We start from the raw sequence: 15,238 nt of genomic DNA, 5'->3' as shown, positions 1-15,238 counted from the left end.
CGGGCGGCGGGCGCCAACCTGCACAATGAACGACATGATCAGCACTCACCGGAAGGGCGCGTCCGCCCTCGCGCGTTGACCGCCACGGCGCGGCGTGCCGCCGCTGCCCCCGCATTCCGTTCCACCGAACGCCCGCCCGCAGTCCGTCCAGTGGCTCGCATCGTCGAGCTCTGGCATCGCGCGGAGCCGATCCGCGACGAGTGGCTCGACGTGGGACGTTCCACTGGGCCCGCCGACCGGGCCAGCACCGAACACCTCATCGCCGGCATCTACCGCCGGCAGCATCGCCGTGCGCCGGCGTTCCGCTGGGTCGACTCGCCGCGCAAGGCGTTGCCGCTGCTCACCGGGATGCCCACGCACCGGGACCTGCAGTCGTGGGTCCTCGCCCGGCGTCCACAAGGGACACCGCCGCTCGCCGGTGACATCGCCACCGGTCTGGCCCGGCTGCGCGGCGCCCTCGACGACGCGGCCACCCACCCGGACCTGACCGCGACGGTGAAGAAGCCGGACAAGGAGGACCGGCACAAGCCGTGGCCGGTGCTGCCACCGGTGCAGGCGATCGAGGCCGGGGTGCCGCTGCGGGAGGTGCTGCGCCAGTCGCTGCACATCCCGGTCGCGGCCGGCCTCACCTGGCCGGTCCGGTCCGTCATCGGTCCACAAGGGACACTGCCGGTCTGCTGGTACGGCCAGCAGGACGTCACCTGGATCGGCCTCTACGACATGCTGCGCAAGCTCGGCCTGGCACAGTATCGCGCGCACGACGCCGACCAGCTCGACGCGTGGGCCTCGCTCGCCCGCGCCGCCGGCTGGTGGTGGCCGGGCGAGGACGTGTGCGTGCTCGTCGAGCGGCCGGCGCTGATCGGGCCGCGGCGCGTCGGCTACCGCGACGGCACCACCATCAGCTGGTGAGCTTCACCCCTGACAGCGCCTCGCACGCCGCGAGCAGCCCGTCCTGGACACCCCGGTCATACGCGGCCGGGTTGGCCTTCAGGTCGGTGCGGCGCTTGAAGTAGCGGCCGGTGACCGCCGCCGCCGGCTCGTCGGCGGTCGCCAGCCACACCTGCGTCTCGGCGCCCTCCGGCAGGCCGTCGGTGGCGTTCGCACCGCCGAGCTTCGTGCGGATCCAGCCCGGGTCCACGGCGTTGCTGTGCACCTGCGGCCACAGCCGGGCCACCGCGAACGCGAGCGCCACGTCGTGCAGCTTCGAGTCGCAGTACGCCTGCATGCCGTGCCACGGCTTGCGCTCGTACTGCAGGTCGGCGAGGTCGGCCACCCCGGCCGACTCCAGGCCTGAGGTGAGGTAGATCAGGCGGGCCGGGCGCGGCATGAGGGCCGTCAGCACATAGGGCGCGAGCGTGTTCACCTGGAACGTCCGCTCCAGCCCGTCGCCGGTCACCTGCCGCTCGTCCTGCCCGCCGATGCCCGCGTTGTGCACGACCACGTCGAACGCCCCGGCATCCTTCGCGAGGGCCTTCGTCTCCGCCAGCGACGCCAGGTCGCCGACGACCGCCGGCACCCCTGGCAGCCCGGCCGCGGCGACCCGCGCCTCGCTCCGCGCGTGCAGGACCACGTCATGCCCGAGCCGCAGCAGTTGCGTCGCGGTCTCCAGCCCGATCCCGTCGACCGAACCCGTCACCAGTACCCGTGCCATACCAGCATCCTAGTTCGGTACGCTCGGTCGATGGCCGTGCCGGCACTGCAGTCGACCGTGGTCCGGCGATATTTCCGCGGGCCGCACCTGACGTGGGCCCTGGCGACCAGGGTCGTTGCCGACGACGCGCGTGGCCTGCTGCTGTGGCTGCCGGAAGGCGCCGACTTCGCCTGCCGCGTCGAGGACGACGGCCGCGTGCTGCGCGCCCGGCCGACCACCGACGCCTACGGCGCGGCGGCGCTGTCGATGCGCACCTGGCGCGACGCCGACGTCCTGCTCCTGCACCCGCCCGGCGCCGCCCACTCGGTGTGGTGGTTCTTCACCGGCGGCGCGTTCCGCGGATGGTATGTGAACCTGGAGTCCCCGGTGCACCGCCGCGACGGCGGGATCGACATCATCGATCACCACCTCGACGTCGTGGTGGCGCCGGACCGCACCTGGTCGTGGAAGGACGAGGACGAGTTCACCGCCTGCATCGGCCGCCCCGGCTTCTGGAATGCTGAGGAGGCGGCCGCGATCCGGGCGGAGGGCGAGCGCGTGGTCGCCGCCGCCGAGGCGGGCCGCTTCCCGTTCGACGGCACCTGGTGCGACTTCGCCCCGGATGCCGGCTGGCCCGTTCCCAAGCTCCCGCCGGCGTACTCCGCCGACCCCGCCACCCTCGGCCGAGGCCGAGGCCGCGGCTGAGGCTGAGGCCGTGCGGCTGCAGCGCGTGATGGCGGGGTGCGCTACCGCCGGCCGCGGAACGTGCGGCGCAGGTCGTCGACCCACTCGCGGGGCAGCTCCCACGGGATGAAGTGCCCGCCGTGCTCGTGTGCGGTGATGTTGACGTGGTGATACCACTCGGCCCGGTCGCTGGCCAGGAAGTGCGCGACGCGCTGCTCGCCGGTGCTGACGCCGGGCGGGTTCTCGTGGCCGACGAAGGTGATGCCGGTCGGGGCCTCGACGACCGGGCGGCGGTCGTGTGAGGGTTGCCACGGGTAGCGGTTGTTGTTCGCGTACGTCCGGATCGAGCTGGCGATCGACGCGCCGGCCCAGATGATGGTCGCGTGCGTGAGCAGGTCGTCCCTGGGGAACACGGTCTCCACGTCGCCGTGACTGTCCGACCACATGCTCCAGCGCCGCAGGACCCAGGCGAGCATGCCGGCCGGGGAGTCGCTGAGCCCGTAGCCGAGGGTCTCGGGGTCCAGCAGGTGCGCGGCGAGGTGGACGGCGAAGCGGCGCTCCAGCGCCACGATCCTGGCGTGGATCTCGGGTGGCAGGCCGTCGGGGATCGGGATGCCACCTGACAGGTCCCAGGCCCGGTCGCCGTTGAACATGGTCAGCTTCAGCGCGGAGCCGATGTGGATGCCGTGCAGGGATGCGGCGTACTTGTGCCCGAGCTGGCCGGTGATGAGCGCGCCGACGTCGCAGCCGGCCGCCGCATACCGCTCGTGGCCGAGCACGCCCGTCATCAGCTCGTGCCAGACGTCGGCGATCTTCCAGAAGTTCATGTCGGGCCGCTCGGTCAGCGGGGTGGAGAACCCGAACCCGGGCAGCGACGGCACGATCACGTCGAACGCCTCGGCCGGGTCGCCGCCGTGCGCGGCCGGGTCGGCGAGGGCGTCGACGACCTTCGACCAGTGCCAGAACGTCCACGGCCAGCCGTGCGACAGGATCAGCGGCGTCGGGGCCGGTCCGGTGCCGGGCCGGCGCATGAAGTGCAGCGGCACGCCGGCGACGTCGACGCGGTAGTGCTCGTAGGCGTTGATGGCCCGCTCGGCGGCGCGCCAGTCGTAGCCGTCGGCCCAGTATTCGACCAGCGCCCGCATCTGCGCGGGCGGCACACCGTAGAAGCCGTCGTCGTTGCCGGTGCCGCGGGGCCACCGGGTGGCCTTCAGCCGCGCGGTGAGGTCGGTCAGGACCTCGTCGGGGACGTGGATCGGCTGCTGCGCCAGCGGGAAGCTCATGCCGCACCCAGCTTGATGACGCGGGCGAAGGCCGGCATGGCCGCGGCGATCGCGTCCTGCTCGGCGCCGTCCAGCCCGGCGATGAGCTCGGCGAGGCGGTCCACCCGGCTGGCGTGCCGGGACCGCACGATGTCCGCGCCGGCGGCGGTCAGCGTCACCAGCACGGCCCGGCCGTCGGTGGGGTCGGCGCGCCGCTCGACCAGGCCGTCCTCCTCGAGGCGCTGCACCAGGCTGGTGATGGCGGGCTGGGTGAGCTGCTCCGTCGCGGTCAGCGCGGTGAGCCGCATCGGCCCGCGCCGCGACAGCGTGTGCACCACCGACAGTGCGCTGAACCCCAGCCGCTGCACCATCGGCAGCCGGATGAACAGCGTGTTGAAGTCCTCGATGAGCGTGGTCAGCGCATCGACCTGGGTTCGCTTCACCGGCGAACTGTATCGAGAATCTATATAAAAATTCAATGCGACACGGGCGTGGTCCACGCCACCATGCACCGCACCCGACCCGGCGCGACGCTGGTGCACGTCGCGGGCGCGGGGCACGTCATCGCCCGCAACCAGCCGGACCGCTACCGCGACCTCGTCACCGGCTTCCTCGCCGAGGTGCGCTGAGGCGGAGCCGGACGGGCGCGGCCGGTCCTTGCCCAACGGCCAGCGTGACGGCTACGGTGCAGCGGTGACTGCCGGGTCGGCCATGTGCCGTGCACAGACAAGGCGTCCGGCAGTTCGTTGAGCTGCCGGCGGGCCCGTGGCCCGCCACTCCTTCCGCACCGCCCCGCATGAGCGGAGCCTGCCGAGGAAGGAGGTGATCGCATGTCCCGCTTCGAAGATCTCAGCATCGGCGACGTCGTCGTCGGTGAGGTGTCCGGCGTGGTGCCGTTCGGCACGTTCGTTCGGTTCGCCGACGGTGTCGACGGCCTGCTGCACGGCGTGACCGGCCTGCAGGTCGGCGCCGCCGTGACGGTCCGCGTCCTGGACAAGGACGCGGAGCGCCGGCGCGCCAGCCTGGCCCTGGCCTGATCGACGGCGGGCACCCTGGAAACGGGTGCCCGCCTTGGTCAGAGCGCCGCCGGTTGCAGTTCCGCCGCGCGGCGGCGGGGTGCGACGCGGGCCACGAACAGGGCCGCGGACACCAGCAGCGAGCCGATCGCGAGGATGCCCATCGCGGTGCCCGGCGGCACCCACTGGGCGATGAGCCCGCCGAGCGTGGCGCCGACCGCCTGCATGGCCAGCAGCCCCGAGCCGAACAGGCCGAGTGCCTGGCCGTGCAACGGTTCCGGCGTCGTGGCCAGGAGCCGGTCCTGCAGCAGCAGCGTCGCGCCGTAGCCGATGGACGCGATCCCGGCCAGGGCCGCCGCGACCGGCAGCGGCAGTTCGAGGAAGAACAGCAGGTACGGCGCGGCGAGCAGCCACCGCAGCGGCCCGCTGAGCCGGAACCGCAGCCGCGGCGGGACGAACCGCCCGGCGATCGCGTCACCGGCGAGCATGCCGATGGCGGAGGTGACGAACAGCACGCTGGCCGCGGCCGGCGAGTACGGCACGAACAGCGCCTCGCAGCCGACGATGAGCCCGTTCGGCACCCACATCGCGATGTACACGCCGGGCTGCCACACCTGCCGGTTGCCGCGCCAGGTCGCCCGCACCGACGCCCGGTCCGTGGCGCGCGGTGGCCGCCGGCTGAGCCCGAAGCGGGCCATGAGCGCCGACACCACCTGCAGGCCTGCCCCGACGAGCAGCGCGCCGCGCGGCGACACGGCGGCGACGAGGGCACCGCCGACGGCGAAGCCGCCGATCTGCATCGCGCCGACGGACATGTTCAGCAGCGATCGACCGAGGATGTAGCCCTCCGCGGGGAGGATCTCGGCGAGCAGCCCGTACCGGACGCCGCCGCCGACGGAGTTGGCCAGGCCCTGCGCGAAGATGACCGCGAACAGGGCCGCGATCGGCAGCCCCGGCACGGCAAGCACGGCGGTCGTCAGCGCCGCGAACACGGCGAGCCCGGTCAGCGCGGCCCGGGGCGGCACCCGGTCCGCCCACGACAGCACCGTCGCCGCGCCGATCAGCTGGGCGAACGACGCACCGAACATGCTCAGCGCCGACAGCAGCGGCGAGTCGGTGGCCGCGTAGACGAGCGTGCCGAGCCCGATGCCCGCCACCGTCCCCGCCGCCACCTGCCCGGACACGGTTCCGAACAGGGCGGTGAACTCCGGCGCGCGGAAGAGTTGCCGATACGTTCGCATGATCGGCATCCTGCGGCGCCGGTACCGGCGAGCGTAAAGTTTCGAGTGGAGGCGAAACGTGGGGTTCTGGCAGATCGGCACCGACGTGCTGGCGCGCAGCCGGTTCGTGGTGTCACCGCTCGCCGAGACCGTCGCCTGCCTGTCCGCGCTCGGCGGTCAGCACGCCCGGTCCGCGCCGCAGCGGGAGTGGCTCGCCGCGCACCGCCCCGCGTTCGACGCCCACTACGCCGGCGACCCGTTCGTGCGCCCGTTCCTGCGCGCCGCGATCCGGCCCGGGTGGCTCGCCGACTTCCTGGTCATCCCGCCGCACACGCCCGGCGAGACGTTCTCCACGGAGCTCGCCCGGCTGCGCCGCACCCCGGACGCCACCGCCCGCTCGCACCTCGGCCTCGAGGGCGCCCTGCCCGACGTGCTGCTTGCCGACGGTCTCACCGAGCGGGCCGGCGACCTCGTCGAATGGGTGTGGTCCCACCTGGTGCGACCGGGCTGGCCGCGGCTGCGCCGCGTCTTCGAGGCCGACATCGTGTCGCGCACCGACCGGCTCAGCACCGGCGGCTGGGCCGCCGTCCTGGACGGCATGCGCCCCGGCATGCGCTGGCTCGGCGACGGCCGGCTCCAGATCAACACCTACGACTACGCGCCGATGGACATCAGCGACGCCGACCTGCTGCTGATCCCGACGACCGCGGCCCGCGGCTGGGTCGGCTGGGAGGAGCCGCCCCGGTCCTACTCGATCATCTATCCGTGCACGGGCTGGCTCGCCGCCCCGACCGGCGACGCCCCGCCGGACGCGCTCGCCCGCCTCCTCGGCCCGCTGCGCGCCACCGTCCTGACCCTGCTCGCCACGCCGCTGAGCACGACGCAGCTGGTCGCGCTGACCGGCGCCGGCCTCGGCTCCGTCGGCGGCCACCTGCGGGTCCTGCTCGACGCCGGCCTGGTCACGCGACGCCGGTCCGGCCGCTCGGTCCTCTACTACCAGACCCCGACCGGCAGAGCCGTCACGTCGCCGAACGCCTGACCGGCGTCGCGTGCACCCCGACCCGCGGCGCGACCGATCCCGACGCGAATATGAGGAACTCTCGTCCGCGGTGACGATCACGTACCTACCGTGGACTCGTGGCTCTGCGTGATCTCAGTGTGAACGTCAGGATCGTCGCCGCCGTGCTCGTCGCGGTGCTGGTGGCGCTCGTCAACGGTGTGCTGTCGGTGTCGGCGCTCGGCAAGGCCAGCGACGCGGCGCAGCAGATCTACAGCAACAACGTCATGAGTACCAGCGCGGTCGGCAAGGTCCGGGCGACGGCGACGCTGGCCCGCGTCGACCTCGCCAACCACGCCGCCGCCAACGGCGACGCAGCCACCCAGGAGCAATTCGTGCAGGCGTTCACGGCCGACCTCGCGGCGTTCAACGCCGCGCTGGAGGAGTACCGCAGGAGCGGGCCGGCCGGCGACGTCGCGGTCGTCGACGACCTGCAGGCGACGTGGGCCGAGTACGTGCGGATCGCGCAGAACGTGCAGCTGCCCAACGCCACGAAGGGCGACCTCGCCGCCTGGCAGAAGGTCCGCACCACCGAGGTGGCGCCGGTGTTCGCGACGATCAACAAGGACCTGGACAGCCTGGAGACGTCGGAGGCGGCCGCCGCGGCGGCGTCGGCGACGTCGGCGCGCCACTCGTACGAGTCGAGCCGCACCGCGGCGATCCTGCTGCTCAGCATCGGACTGCTCGGCGCGCTCGCGCTGGGACTGCTGGTGGCGCGCGGCATCGTGCGGTCACTGAACCGGGTCAAGGCGGTGTGCGAGGGCCTCGCCGACGGCGACCTGACCCGCACCACCGGTCTCACGTCCCGCGACGAGCCGGGCCAGATGGGCCTGGCCCTGGACACCGCCACGACCCGGCTGCGGCAGACGGTGTCGACGATCGACGGCTCCGCGACCCGCCTCGCCGGCGCGTCGGAGCGGATGTCGGGCGTGGCGACCCGGATCGCCTCGTCGGCGGAGGAGACCTCGACCCAGGCGCAGACCGTCGCCGCGGCCGCCGAGGAGGTGTCCCGCAGCGTCGACACGGTGTCGGCGGGCAGCGAGCAGATGGGCGCGTCGATCCGCGAGATCGCGCAGAACGCCAGCGAGGCGGCCCGGGTCGCGAGCGAGGCGGTGCAGATCACCGAGCAGACGTCGGCGACGATGAGCCGGCTCGGCGACTCGTCCGCGGAGATCGGCAACGTCATCAAGGTGATCACGTCGATCGCCGAGCAGACGAACCTGCTCGCCCTGAACGCGACGATCGAGGCGGCGCGGGCCGGCGAGGCCGGCAAGGGCTTCGCGGTCGTCGCGTCCGAGGTCAAGGACCTGGCGCAGGAGACCGCCCGGGCCACGGAGGACATCTCCCGGCGGGTCCAGGCGATCCAGAACGACACCACCGGCGCGGTCGCCGCGATCGAGCAGGTGTCGGCGGTCATCGCCCGCATCAGCGACTACCAGACCACCATCGCCTCCGCCGTGGAGGAGCAGACCGCGACCACGTCGGAGATGAGCCGCAGCGTCACCGAGGCCGCCGCCGGCACCGGCGAGATCGCGCAGAACATCACCGGCGTCGCCGAGGCGGCCCGCCTGACCAGCGCCGGCGTCAGCGAGTCCGAGCAGGCCACCACCGAGCTCGCCCGCATGTCCGGCGAACTGACCGACCTCGTGGGCACGTTCCGCTACTAGATCGTGTTGTACCGCGGGACCCGCTCCTGCCCGGACAGGGCGCCGATCGCGGCCATGATCTCGTCGGTGGCGGTGCGCCGGTCGCGGGCGTCGCCGGCCAGCCCGGCGAGGTGCAGCGGCGCGCCGAACCGCACGGTGATCCGTTCCCGCCCTGGCAGGCCGCCGGTGCCCGCCAGGGCGACCGGGACGACCGGCACGCCGGCGGTGAGCGCCAGCCATGCGACGCCGGTGCGGCCACGGTACAGGCGGCCGTCACGCGACCTGGTGCCCTCCGGGTAGATGCCGAACGCGCGGCCGCCGGCGAGCACGTCGAGGGCCGTGTCGAGGGCCTCCCTGGCGGCCGGCCCGTCGCCGCGGCGCACGGGGACGGCCCCGGTGGCCCGGAACCACCACCGGCGCAGCCGGCCGCGCTCGAAGTATTCGGCCTTGGCCAGGAACACCACCCGGCGCGGGACGACGAGCGGGATGACGACGCTGTCGTAGAACGACAGGTGGTTGCCGGCGATGATGACGGCCCCGCGCCGCGGCACGTGCCGGAGCCCTTCGACGCGCGGGCGGTACCAGAGGGCGAAGAGCAGACGCAGCAGTGGCATCCGGCGAATATAGCGTCCGAACGGTCGGACGCTATAGTGGTGTGATGAGTCCCCGCCGTACCGTCGCGGAGGCCCGCCAGACCCGGGCCGGCATCGTCAGGCACGGCGTCGACGTCGCCTCCGTCGAGGGCCTCGAAGGTCTCACCATCGGCCGGCTCGCCGCCGACCTCGGCCTGAGCAAGTCCGGTGTCCTGGGCCACTTCGGTGACAAGGAGACCCTCCAGCTCGCCGTCGTCGAGCTGGCCGCCGACGAGTTCTGGCGCGACGTCTGGGAGCCGGTCGCCGCCACCCCGGCCGGCCTGCCCCGGCTGCGCGCCGTCGCCGGCTCCTGGCTGCGCTACCTCACCTCGGACCGGCCGCCCGGCGGCTGCTTCTTCATGGCCGCCGGGCCGGAGTTCGACGACCGGCCGGGCCCGGTCCGCGACGCGATCGCCGGCGCCGCCGATCGCTGGCACCGCGAGCTGCTGCACCAGGCCCGCACCGCCGCCCTCGACGACCCGGAGCAGGTCGTGTTCGAGCTGGCCGGCGTGATGCTGTCGCTGCACGCCGCGCACCGCCTGCGCCGCGACCCGGCCGCCGCGACCCGCGCCGCCCGCGCGGTCGCCCGCCTCCTCGACCGCCCGTGACCGTTCACCGCAGGACGAGCAGGTCTCACCGCAGGACGAGCAGGTCGAGGGTGTCGACGACCGGGCCGGGCTCGGTCGCGGCGGCGTTGCGCAGCCGCACCAGACCCGCGTCGTATGCCTCGTCGCTGATCAGCTTCAGCGGGGTGTGCGCGTCGCGGCGCAGCATCGCGACCGCCTCCGGCAACGACGCCGCCGTCGTCTGGGCGACCCGTTCGAGGGCGACGGTGCGGAATCCGGCCGCGGCGAACGCCGCCTCCACGTCCTCCACGCTGGGATAGGTGTCCAGCACGGCCGCGGCCTCCGGGAAGAACCGGACGAGGCCGATCCCGTCGTGCCGCCCGGCGAACACCGACCGGATGAGCACCGGCGCACCTGGCCGCACGACCCGGCGCAGTTCGTGCGCGGCGGCCGTGAGGTCCGGCACGTGATGGATCACCGTCGACATCCAGACGGCGTCGACGACCCCGTCGACGACGGGCACCCGCGCGGCGTGCCCGGCGATCACCGGCAGGTACACCGACCGGGCCCGCATCGCCGCGGACGGCTCCACCGCCAGCACCTCCACGCCGTGGAACCAGGCCGTGAAGGCCCGGGCCCAGCTGCCGGTGCCCGAGCCCAGGTCCAGCAGCCGCTGCCCGGGGTGCGGGTCGAGATGCCGCCCCACCGCCTCCCGCCAGGCGCTCAGCCCGTCCCCGCTCAGATGCCGGTTCGTCTCGAACGCCGCGGCGTCCCCCTCGTCGTACGCGATACGAGCCATCCCACGACCCAACGCCCTGGCGGCCACCGGTACAAGAGGAAGGTGCGTCGATTCACAGCTGCGCGGGCCTGTTAGCGTGCGGTCCATGCCGCCGAGGTTCCTGGTGTTCGACCTGTTCCACACGCTGGTCGACGGCGCCGACGCAGAACGCGACCGGGTCGTCCGCGAGATGGCCGGGATGGTCGGTGTCGAGCCGGAGGCGTTGCTGCGGGCGTACCGCGAAACCTGGGACGAGCGGCTCATGCGCTGGAGCGTCGAGGAGACGATCCGGATCCTCGCCGGTCGGCTCGGCGCGGACCCGTCCGACGAGGCGGTGGCCCGCGCCGCCGCGCACCGCCGGGCGCTGGCGCGCCGCGTCCTGGACTCCGTGGACCCCTCGACGCTGGCGGCCCTCGACGCGCTGCGGGCCGGCGGCGCCCGGCTCGCCCTGGTGAGCAACGCGACCGCGGAGGCCGCCGAGGTGTGGCCCGCGTGCGCGCTCGCGTCCCGGTTCGACGTCGCCGTGTTCTCCTGCGTCCTCGGCATCGGCAAGCCCGACCCGCGCATCTACCTGGCCGCCGCCGAGGCCCTCGGTGCCGCCCCGGCCGACTGCGTGTACGTCGGCGACGGGGCGGACGGCGAGCTGGCCGGCGCCGCCGCGGTCGGGATGCGGGTGCTGCGCACCGTCGAGCACAAGGACACCGACCCGACCTGGCCCGGCCCGGTCATCCAGGCCCTGCGCGACCTCGAGGACTGCCCCGTGTAGAAAGACCCGGTGAGCCTTCCGCAGCCCGAGGACCTGGCGTCGCTGGTCCTGCGCACCGACTTCAGCGACGACGCCGCGTGGGCCGCGGTGATGGCCGCGATCGACGCCGAGACCGACGGCGCCACGTTCGTCAGCGATCCCGCGTATGACGGGGTGAGCATCCAGGCGCTCGTGGACGCCGACGCCGCCGCCAGCGAGGACGAGCAGATCACCTACCTGTTCCTCGCGGACGCGACCACGATGCGCGACGAGGAGCGGCCGCTGCTCGCGGTCGACCTGTGGGGCGAGCCAGGGCGCACGTTCCGGGTGCTGGCCCGCTGGTATGCCGACGTGTCGGCGAACCTCAGCATCGCGAACCTGGGCTTCGACGAGTTCGCCGACGGTGTCGACGAGGACGGCGCCTATCGCGGCTTCGGCGACGACGACTAGGACGCCAGGTGCCGTTCGACGGCGGCGACCTTCGCGTCGAGGGCGCCGGTGACGCCGTCGCGCCAGTCGACCTTGATGACGGTGGAGGTGCGCGGGGACTTCGCGTGGACGGCCTCGACCGCGGCGCGGACCACGGCCATCGCCTCGTCCCAGGTCTCGCCCTCGACGGTGGTGAACATCGCGTCGGTCCGGTTGGGCAGGCCTGAGGCCCGCACGACCCGCACCGCCTCGGCGACGAGCGCGCCGACCTCCGGGCCCGCACCGAGCGGGGTCACGCTGAACGCCACGAGCACCGACATGGCACCACCCTACCCAGCACCGGCCGGCGGCGGGTCAGCACATGCGCAGGAAGCGGTCCAGGACGCGGGTGCCGAACAGCAGGCCGTCGACGGGGACGCGCTCGTCGACGCCGTGGAAGAGGGCGGTGAAGTCGAGGTCCGGCGGCAGGCGCAGCGGGGCGAAGCCGAGGTGCCGGATGCCGAGGCGCTGGAAGGCCTTCGCGTCGGTGCCGGCCGACAGCATGTACGGCAGCAGCCGCGCGTCCGGGTCCTCGGCCGTGATCGCCGCGGTCATCGCGTCGACCAGGGTGCCGTCGAAGCTCGTCTGTACCGACGGCATGCTCTTCCACTCACGGCTGACGCCGGGCCCGACCACGGCGTCGACCTCGCGCAGGAACGCGTCTTCCCGATCCGGCAGCAGCCGGCAGTCGAAGATGGCCGAGGCGGTCGACGGGACGACGTTGTCCTTGTAGCCGGCGGAGAACATGGTGACGTTCGCGGTGTCGCGCAGGGTCGCGCCGATCATCCGGGCGACGGAGCCGAGCCGGCCGAGGATCGCCGACGGGTCGTCCTCGTCGAAGGCGACGCCGGTGAGCTCGCTGACGCCGGCGAGGAAGTCCCGCACCGGCGGGGTGAGGGCGAGCGGGAACTCGTGCGCGTCGAGCCGGGCGACCGCGGCGGCGAGCCTGGCGACGGCGTTGTCGGTGTGCAGCAGCGAGCCGTGCCCAGCCGTGCCGCGGGTGTACAGCCGCAGCCAGCCGACGCCCTTCTCGGCCGTCTCCACCAGGTATGCGCGGACACCGTCGGCGACGCTCAGCGAGAAACCGCCGACCTCACTGATCGCCTCGGTGACCCCGTCGAACAGTTCCGGCCGGTGCTCGACCAGCCAGCCCGCGCCGTGGACGCCGCCCGCCTCCTCGTCGGCGAGGTACGCGAAGACCAGGTCCCGCGGCGGGACGACCCCGTCGCGGCGGAACCGGCGGGCGACGGCGAGGCTCATCGCCGCCATGTGCTTCATGTCGACGGCGCCGCGCCCCCACACGTATCCGCCGGAGACCTCGCCGGAGAACGGGTGCACCGACCACTCGGACGGCTCGGCCGGCACGACGTCCAGGTGGCTGTGCACCAGCAGCGCACCCCGTTGCGAGGCGCCGGGCAGGCGGGCGATGACGTTGCCGCGGCCTGGCGCGCCGGACTCGACATACGTGGTCTCGTAGCCGGCGTCCTCGAGGCGCTCCGCGACGTACTCGGCGGCGAGCCGCTCACCCCGGGTCCCGGACGCCTCGCCCGTGTTGGTGGTGTCGATCCGGATCAGTTCGCTCGCCAGTGTCACGACCTCGTCCACGCGGCCGAGGGTAACCGGTCGCGCCCCAGTGCACGGTGGCGTACTGGCCGAGCACCGCAGCCCCGCCGCACACCCAGAACACCGCCTCCGCGTGCCGGGCGAGGGCCACCAGCGCGGCGACGAACAGCGCCGCGGGGACCAGCCCCACGGCGCGGTCCACGGCCTTCAGGCCACGGACCGCGCCGCCATCCCACCACCGTGTCATCCATATGAATCCTACCGGCACGATAGGCAAATAGGAATGGTGCGTACGTGTGCGGCCGGCCTGCCTATGTGGCGGGCTTGGCGGGCACCTCGAAGTCGTAGACGAACGTCTTCAGGTCGACCTTGACCAGGAGCGTGCCGGCCGGCGCGGTCTTGCCCGCCTGCTCGCAGGTGACGCTCACGTGCTGCACCGCGTTGGGCGGCAGGCCCGGCAGTGCGTGGGCGTCCGCGGCCCCGTCCACCTGGTTGCAGGCGGCGACCTTGCCGTCCGGCGCCCGGAAGCCGTACTTCGCACCGGCCGGACCGACCACCTCGAACAGTGCGGTCTCCGGCGCCGACGCCTTCGCCGTGAGCACCCGCACGGACGTCGGCCCGTACTCCGGGGCGTCCTCGGCCCGCGGGCTCGCGCTGGGCTCCGGCGCCGCGGTGCTCCCGGCCGCGGTCGGCGTGGCGCTTCCCGAAGCGGCCGCGACCGGCGCCTCCCCGCCGCCCGAACATCCGGCCACGCACGCCGGAAGTAGCACCGCAAGCATTCCGCCACGCAGCAGATATGACAGCTTGAAATTCGCCATGTGTACCCTTTCTCGCCTTTTCTCAGGTCGTGATAGTAGACAGCACGGAATGCATTGCATAGGCCTGTTGCGATGCCGTCGGTATGCGTTATCTTCCTCTAGCCATCGAGCTTGATGGCGCTACGGGGCGACGTCGCTCCGGTTCCTGGGGAGGAATACGATGAGTTTCACAAGAAGGGTCGTGAACGCCTCATTGGCGGTCTCGATGATCCCGGTCTCGGTGGCCGGTGCCACCATGCTCGGGGTGGCGCCGGCGGCGGCGTCGGACACCGGCGTGCAGGCCTGCCCGCCGGAGGGCGACACCACCAAGTACACGTTCACCAACATCTCGACGTCATCGCGGCCGACGGATGTCTACAGCGCGTACATCACCGGGCCGGGCACCATCACGTACACGGAGAACACCACCGCAACGGTCGGGTTCACGGCCTCGGCGTCGGTGACCGCGGAGGCCGGTGTCGTGTTCGCCAAGGCGAGCGCGACGATCGGCGTCAGCGTCACCGCGCAGCGGTCGTGGACGTCAGGGTTCAGCTACGCGCTGGCGGTCCCGGACGGCCAGCGGCGCAGGATGCGGCTGTTCCAGGAGTCTCGCAGCTTCCTCGTCAAGAAGGAGAACTGGAGCTCCGGGTTGTGCACCTTCACGGTCGCCTACAGCGGCCAGAGCGCCAACGCACCGCGCACCACCCGCGTCGATGAATGGAAGCTCGAAGCCTGACATCGACCGTCGGCACGACCGGCCCCTGCGGATCTCCTCCGCGGGGGCCGGCTCGCATCCGGCCGCAATTTCGAAACCACGCAATGATTGGCGCCGACGCATATTCCGTCGCGCCCATGGCGGCGTAATTGCAATTCGGACGGTCGACGGGAATGCCGCTTCCGGGCATGCCTCAGCGGTCCGTCGCGATACACGCCGGACATCGCGGTGGTCAGTGGCTGACAATTCTTCCGGTGACGCCTGAGAGCTTCTGCCTCAGCGCACAATGCAACCCGGATCTGAACACCCCCGTGCTCCCCCGTTGACGCACGATCGTTGGTTACCGCGCGTGCCGCCGATCGTGACACATTGCATCAGCGCACGCAAGATGCACGTCCGTCACTTCCGATACCGACAATGCCGGCGGCACGACCTATGGCATTCGACGATTGTCCGGAG

19 protein-coding genes are annotated in these 15,238 nt (G+C 72.8%); 10 read left to right on the top strand and 9 right to left on the bottom strand.

Annotated features, from left to right (window positions below; all coding sequences use genetic code 11):
• The first annotated feature begins 150 nt into the window (after positions 1–150).
• Positions 151–909: a DUF6745 domain-containing protein gene (locus tag AB0K00_RS48410; protein ID WP_363536843.1), complete on the top strand. Its 759-nt coding sequence runs from the start codon at positions 151–153 to the stop codon at positions 907–909.
• Here the strand turns inward: AB0K00_RS48410 and AB0K00_RS48405 are convergent.
• Positions 899–1,651 carry an SDR family NAD(P)-dependent oxidoreductase gene (locus tag AB0K00_RS48405; protein ID WP_363536840.1) on the bottom strand — a complete coding sequence of 251 codons (753 nt, stop codon included), beginning with the start codon at positions 1,649–1,651 and terminating at the stop codon, positions 899–901. The two genes, AB0K00_RS48410 and AB0K00_RS48405, sit on opposite strands and share 11 nt — an antisense overlap.
• 30 nt (positions 1,652–1,681) lie before the next feature.
• Here AB0K00_RS48405 and AB0K00_RS48400 point away from each other — a divergent pair, with 30 nt between their 5' ends.
• The gene (locus AB0K00_RS48400; RefSeq protein WP_363536837.1) at positions 1,682–2,335 is read left to right on the top strand and encodes a DUF402 domain-containing protein; all 654 of its coding nucleotides are present in this window, start codon (positions 1,682–1,684) and stop codon (positions 2,333–2,335) included.
• A 41-nt stretch (positions 2,336–2,376) separates the two neighbouring features.
• Here AB0K00_RS48400 and AB0K00_RS48395 read toward each other — a convergent pair whose 3' ends face one another.
• Both AB0K00_RS48395 and AB0K00_RS48390 read right to left on the bottom strand, forming a co-directional pair.
• Complete coding sequence (locus AB0K00_RS48395; RefSeq protein WP_363536835.1) at positions 2,377–3,597, bottom strand: epoxide hydrolase; 1,221 nt, start codon at positions 3,595–3,597, stop codon at positions 2,377–2,379.
• The gene (locus AB0K00_RS48390; protein WP_363536832.1) at positions 3,594–4,019 is read right to left on the bottom strand and encodes a MarR family transcriptional regulator; all 426 of its coding nucleotides are present in this window, start codon (positions 4,017–4,019) and stop codon (positions 3,594–3,596) included. The genes AB0K00_RS48395 and AB0K00_RS48390 overlap by 4 nt, the downstream gene beginning before the upstream one ends.
• Positions 4,020–4,082: 63 nt before the next feature.
• Here AB0K00_RS48390 and AB0K00_RS48385 point away from each other — a divergent pair, with 63 nt between their 5' ends.
• Together AB0K00_RS48385 and AB0K00_RS48380 are read left to right on the top strand one after the other, a co-directional pair.
• The gene (locus tag AB0K00_RS48385) at positions 4,083–4,205 is read left to right on the top strand and encodes a hypothetical protein (RefSeq protein ID WP_363536829.1); all 123 of its coding nucleotides are present in this window, start codon (positions 4,083–4,085) and stop codon (positions 4,203–4,205) included.
• A 201-nt stretch (positions 4,206–4,406) separates the two neighbouring features.
• Positions 4,407–4,613: a S1 RNA-binding domain-containing protein gene (locus AB0K00_RS48380; RefSeq protein WP_363536826.1), complete on the top strand. Its 207-nt coding sequence runs from the start codon at positions 4,407–4,409 to the stop codon at positions 4,611–4,613.
• A 38-nt stretch (positions 4,614–4,651) separates the two neighbouring features.
• Here the strand turns inward: AB0K00_RS48380 and AB0K00_RS48375 are convergent, their stop codons facing one another.
• Positions 4,652–5,833, bottom strand: a complete 1,182-nt coding sequence (locus AB0K00_RS48375; protein ID WP_363536823.1) for an MFS transporter — start codon at positions 5,831–5,833, stop codon at positions 4,652–4,654.
• 58 nt (positions 5,834–5,891) lie between these two features.
• On the opposite strand from AB0K00_RS48375, the gene AB0K00_RS48370 reads away from it, so the two are divergent.
• Positions 5,892–6,851: a transcriptional regulator gene (locus AB0K00_RS48370; protein ID WP_363536821.1), complete on the top strand. Its 960-nt coding sequence runs from the start codon at positions 5,892–5,894 to the stop codon at positions 6,849–6,851.
• Positions 6,852–6,949: 98 nt separating this feature from the next.
• Positions 6,950–8,536 (top strand): methyl-accepting chemotaxis protein, encoded by a 1,587-nt coding sequence (locus AB0K00_RS48365; RefSeq protein WP_363536818.1) that lies wholly within the window; start codon positions 6,950–6,952, stop codon positions 8,534–8,536.
• On the opposite strand, the gene AB0K00_RS48360 is transcribed toward AB0K00_RS48365, so the two are convergent.
• Entirely contained in the window at positions 8,533–9,129 is a 597-nt protein-coding gene (locus AB0K00_RS48360) for a lysophospholipid acyltransferase family protein (RefSeq protein ID WP_363536816.1), read from the bottom strand. The two genes, AB0K00_RS48365 and AB0K00_RS48360, sit on opposite strands and share 4 nt — an antisense overlap.
• Before the next feature lie 44 nt (positions 9,130–9,173).
• Here AB0K00_RS48360 and AB0K00_RS48355 point away from each other — a divergent pair, with 44 nt between their 5' ends.
• Positions 9,174–9,755 (top strand): TetR/AcrR family transcriptional regulator, encoded by a 582-nt coding sequence (locus tag AB0K00_RS48355; RefSeq protein ID WP_363536813.1) that lies wholly within the window; start codon positions 9,174–9,176, stop codon positions 9,753–9,755.
• A 25-nt stretch (positions 9,756–9,780) separates the two neighbouring features.
• Here the strand turns inward: AB0K00_RS48355 and AB0K00_RS48350 are convergent, their stop codons facing one another.
• Positions 9,781–10,512, bottom strand: a complete 732-nt coding sequence (locus AB0K00_RS48350) for a class I SAM-dependent methyltransferase (RefSeq protein WP_363536810.1) — start codon at positions 10,510–10,512, stop codon at positions 9,781–9,783.
• 85 nt (positions 10,513–10,597) lie between these two features.
• Between AB0K00_RS48350 and AB0K00_RS48345 the strand changes: the two genes are divergently transcribed.
• Positions 10,598–11,257 carry an HAD family hydrolase gene (locus AB0K00_RS48345; RefSeq protein ID WP_363536807.1) on the top strand — a complete coding sequence of 220 codons (660 nt, stop codon included), beginning with the start codon at positions 10,598–10,600 and terminating at the stop codon, positions 11,255–11,257.
• A 9-nt stretch (positions 11,258–11,266) separates the two neighbouring features.
• Positions 11,267–11,686 carry a hypothetical protein gene (locus AB0K00_RS48340; protein ID WP_363536804.1) on the top strand — a complete coding sequence of 140 codons (420 nt, stop codon included), beginning with the start codon at positions 11,267–11,269 and terminating at the stop codon, positions 11,684–11,686.
• Here AB0K00_RS48340 and AB0K00_RS48335 read toward each other — a convergent pair.
• The 3 genes from AB0K00_RS48335 to AB0K00_RS48325 form a co-directional block, all read right to left on the bottom strand.
• A complete protein-coding gene (locus AB0K00_RS48335; protein WP_363536801.1) occupies positions 11,683–11,985 on the bottom strand; it encodes an MTH1187 family thiamine-binding protein in 303 nt (100 codons plus the stop codon). The two genes, AB0K00_RS48340 and AB0K00_RS48335, sit on opposite strands and share 4 nt — an antisense overlap.
• A 34-nt stretch (positions 11,986–12,019) precedes the next feature.
• Entirely contained in the window at positions 12,020–13,309 is a 1,290-nt protein-coding gene (locus AB0K00_RS48330) for a M20/M25/M40 family metallo-hydrolase (protein WP_363536798.1), read from the bottom strand.
• Positions 13,310–13,578: 269 nt separating this feature from the next.
• The gene (locus AB0K00_RS48325; protein WP_363536795.1) at positions 13,579–14,085 is read right to left on the bottom strand and encodes a hypothetical protein; all 507 of its coding nucleotides are present in this window, start codon (positions 14,083–14,085) and stop codon (positions 13,579–13,581) included.
• A 160-nt stretch (positions 14,086–14,245) separates the two neighbouring features.
• On the opposite strand from AB0K00_RS48325, the gene AB0K00_RS48320 reads away from it, so the two are divergent.
• Complete coding sequence (locus AB0K00_RS48320) at positions 14,246–14,800, top strand: hypothetical protein (RefSeq protein ID WP_363536792.1); 555 nt, start codon at positions 14,246–14,248, stop codon at positions 14,798–14,800.
• Positions 14,801–15,238 lie beyond the last annotated feature (438 nt).

It is taken from the genome of Dactylosporangium sp. NPDC049525, from assembly GCF_040676755.1.
In the GTDB taxonomy this organism is placed as follows: Bacteria; Actinomycetota; Actinomycetes; order Mycobacteriales; family Micromonosporaceae; genus Dactylosporangium.
The sequence above is the reverse complement of the archived record's forward strand: the minus strand, read 5'-3'. Positions and strand labels throughout refer to the sequence as shown.

What these genes read in the sequence shown, in the direction of transcription:
- AB0K00_RS48400 (WP_363536837.1), top strand. Translation starts at nt 1,682, where the DNA reads ATGGCCGTGCCGGCACTGCAGTCGACCGTGGTCCGGCGATATTTCCGC.
- AB0K00_RS48395 (WP_363536835.1), bottom strand. Translation starts at nt 3,597, where the DNA reads ATGAGCTTCCCGCTGGCGCAGCAGCCGATCCACGTCCCCGACGAGGTC.
- AB0K00_RS48345 (WP_363536807.1), top strand. Translation starts at nt 10,598, where the DNA reads ATGCCGCCGAGGTTCCTGGTGTTCGACCTGTTCCACACGCTGGTCGAC.
- AB0K00_RS48325 (WP_363536795.1), bottom strand. Translation starts at nt 14,085, where the DNA reads ATGGCGAATTTCAAGCTGTCATATCTGCTGCGTGGCGGAATGCTTGCG.
- AB0K00_RS48355 (WP_363536813.1), top strand. Translation starts at nt 9,174, where the DNA reads ATGAGTCCCCGCCGTACCGTCGCGGAGGCCCGCCAGACCCGGGCCGGC.
- AB0K00_RS48385 (WP_363536829.1), top strand. Translation starts at nt 4,083, where the DNA reads ATGCACCGCACCCGACCCGGCGCGACGCTGGTGCACGTCGCGGGCGCG.
- AB0K00_RS48375 (WP_363536823.1), bottom strand. Translation starts at nt 5,833, where the DNA reads ATGCGAACGTATCGGCAACTCTTCCGCGCGCCGGAGTTCACCGCCCTG.
- AB0K00_RS48380 (WP_363536826.1), top strand. Translation starts at nt 4,407, where the DNA reads ATGTCCCGCTTCGAAGATCTCAGCATCGGCGACGTCGTCGTCGGTGAG.
- AB0K00_RS48405 (WP_363536840.1), bottom strand. Translation starts at nt 1,651, where the DNA reads ATGGCACGGGTACTGGTGACGGGTTCGGTCGACGGGATCGGGCTGGAG.
- AB0K00_RS48360 (WP_363536816.1), bottom strand. Translation starts at nt 9,129, where the DNA reads ATGCCACTGCTGCGTCTGCTCTTCGCCCTCTGGTACCGCCCGCGCGTC.
- AB0K00_RS48320 (WP_363536792.1), top strand. Translation starts at nt 14,246, where the DNA reads ATGAGTTTCACAAGAAGGGTCGTGAACGCCTCATTGGCGGTCTCGATG.
- AB0K00_RS48350 (WP_363536810.1), bottom strand. Translation starts at nt 10,512, where the DNA reads ATGGCTCGTATCGCGTACGACGAGGGGGACGCCGCGGCGTTCGAGACG.
- AB0K00_RS48335 (WP_363536801.1), bottom strand. Translation starts at nt 11,985, where the DNA reads ATGTCGGTGCTCGTGGCGTTCAGCGTGACCCCGCTCGGTGCGGGCCCG.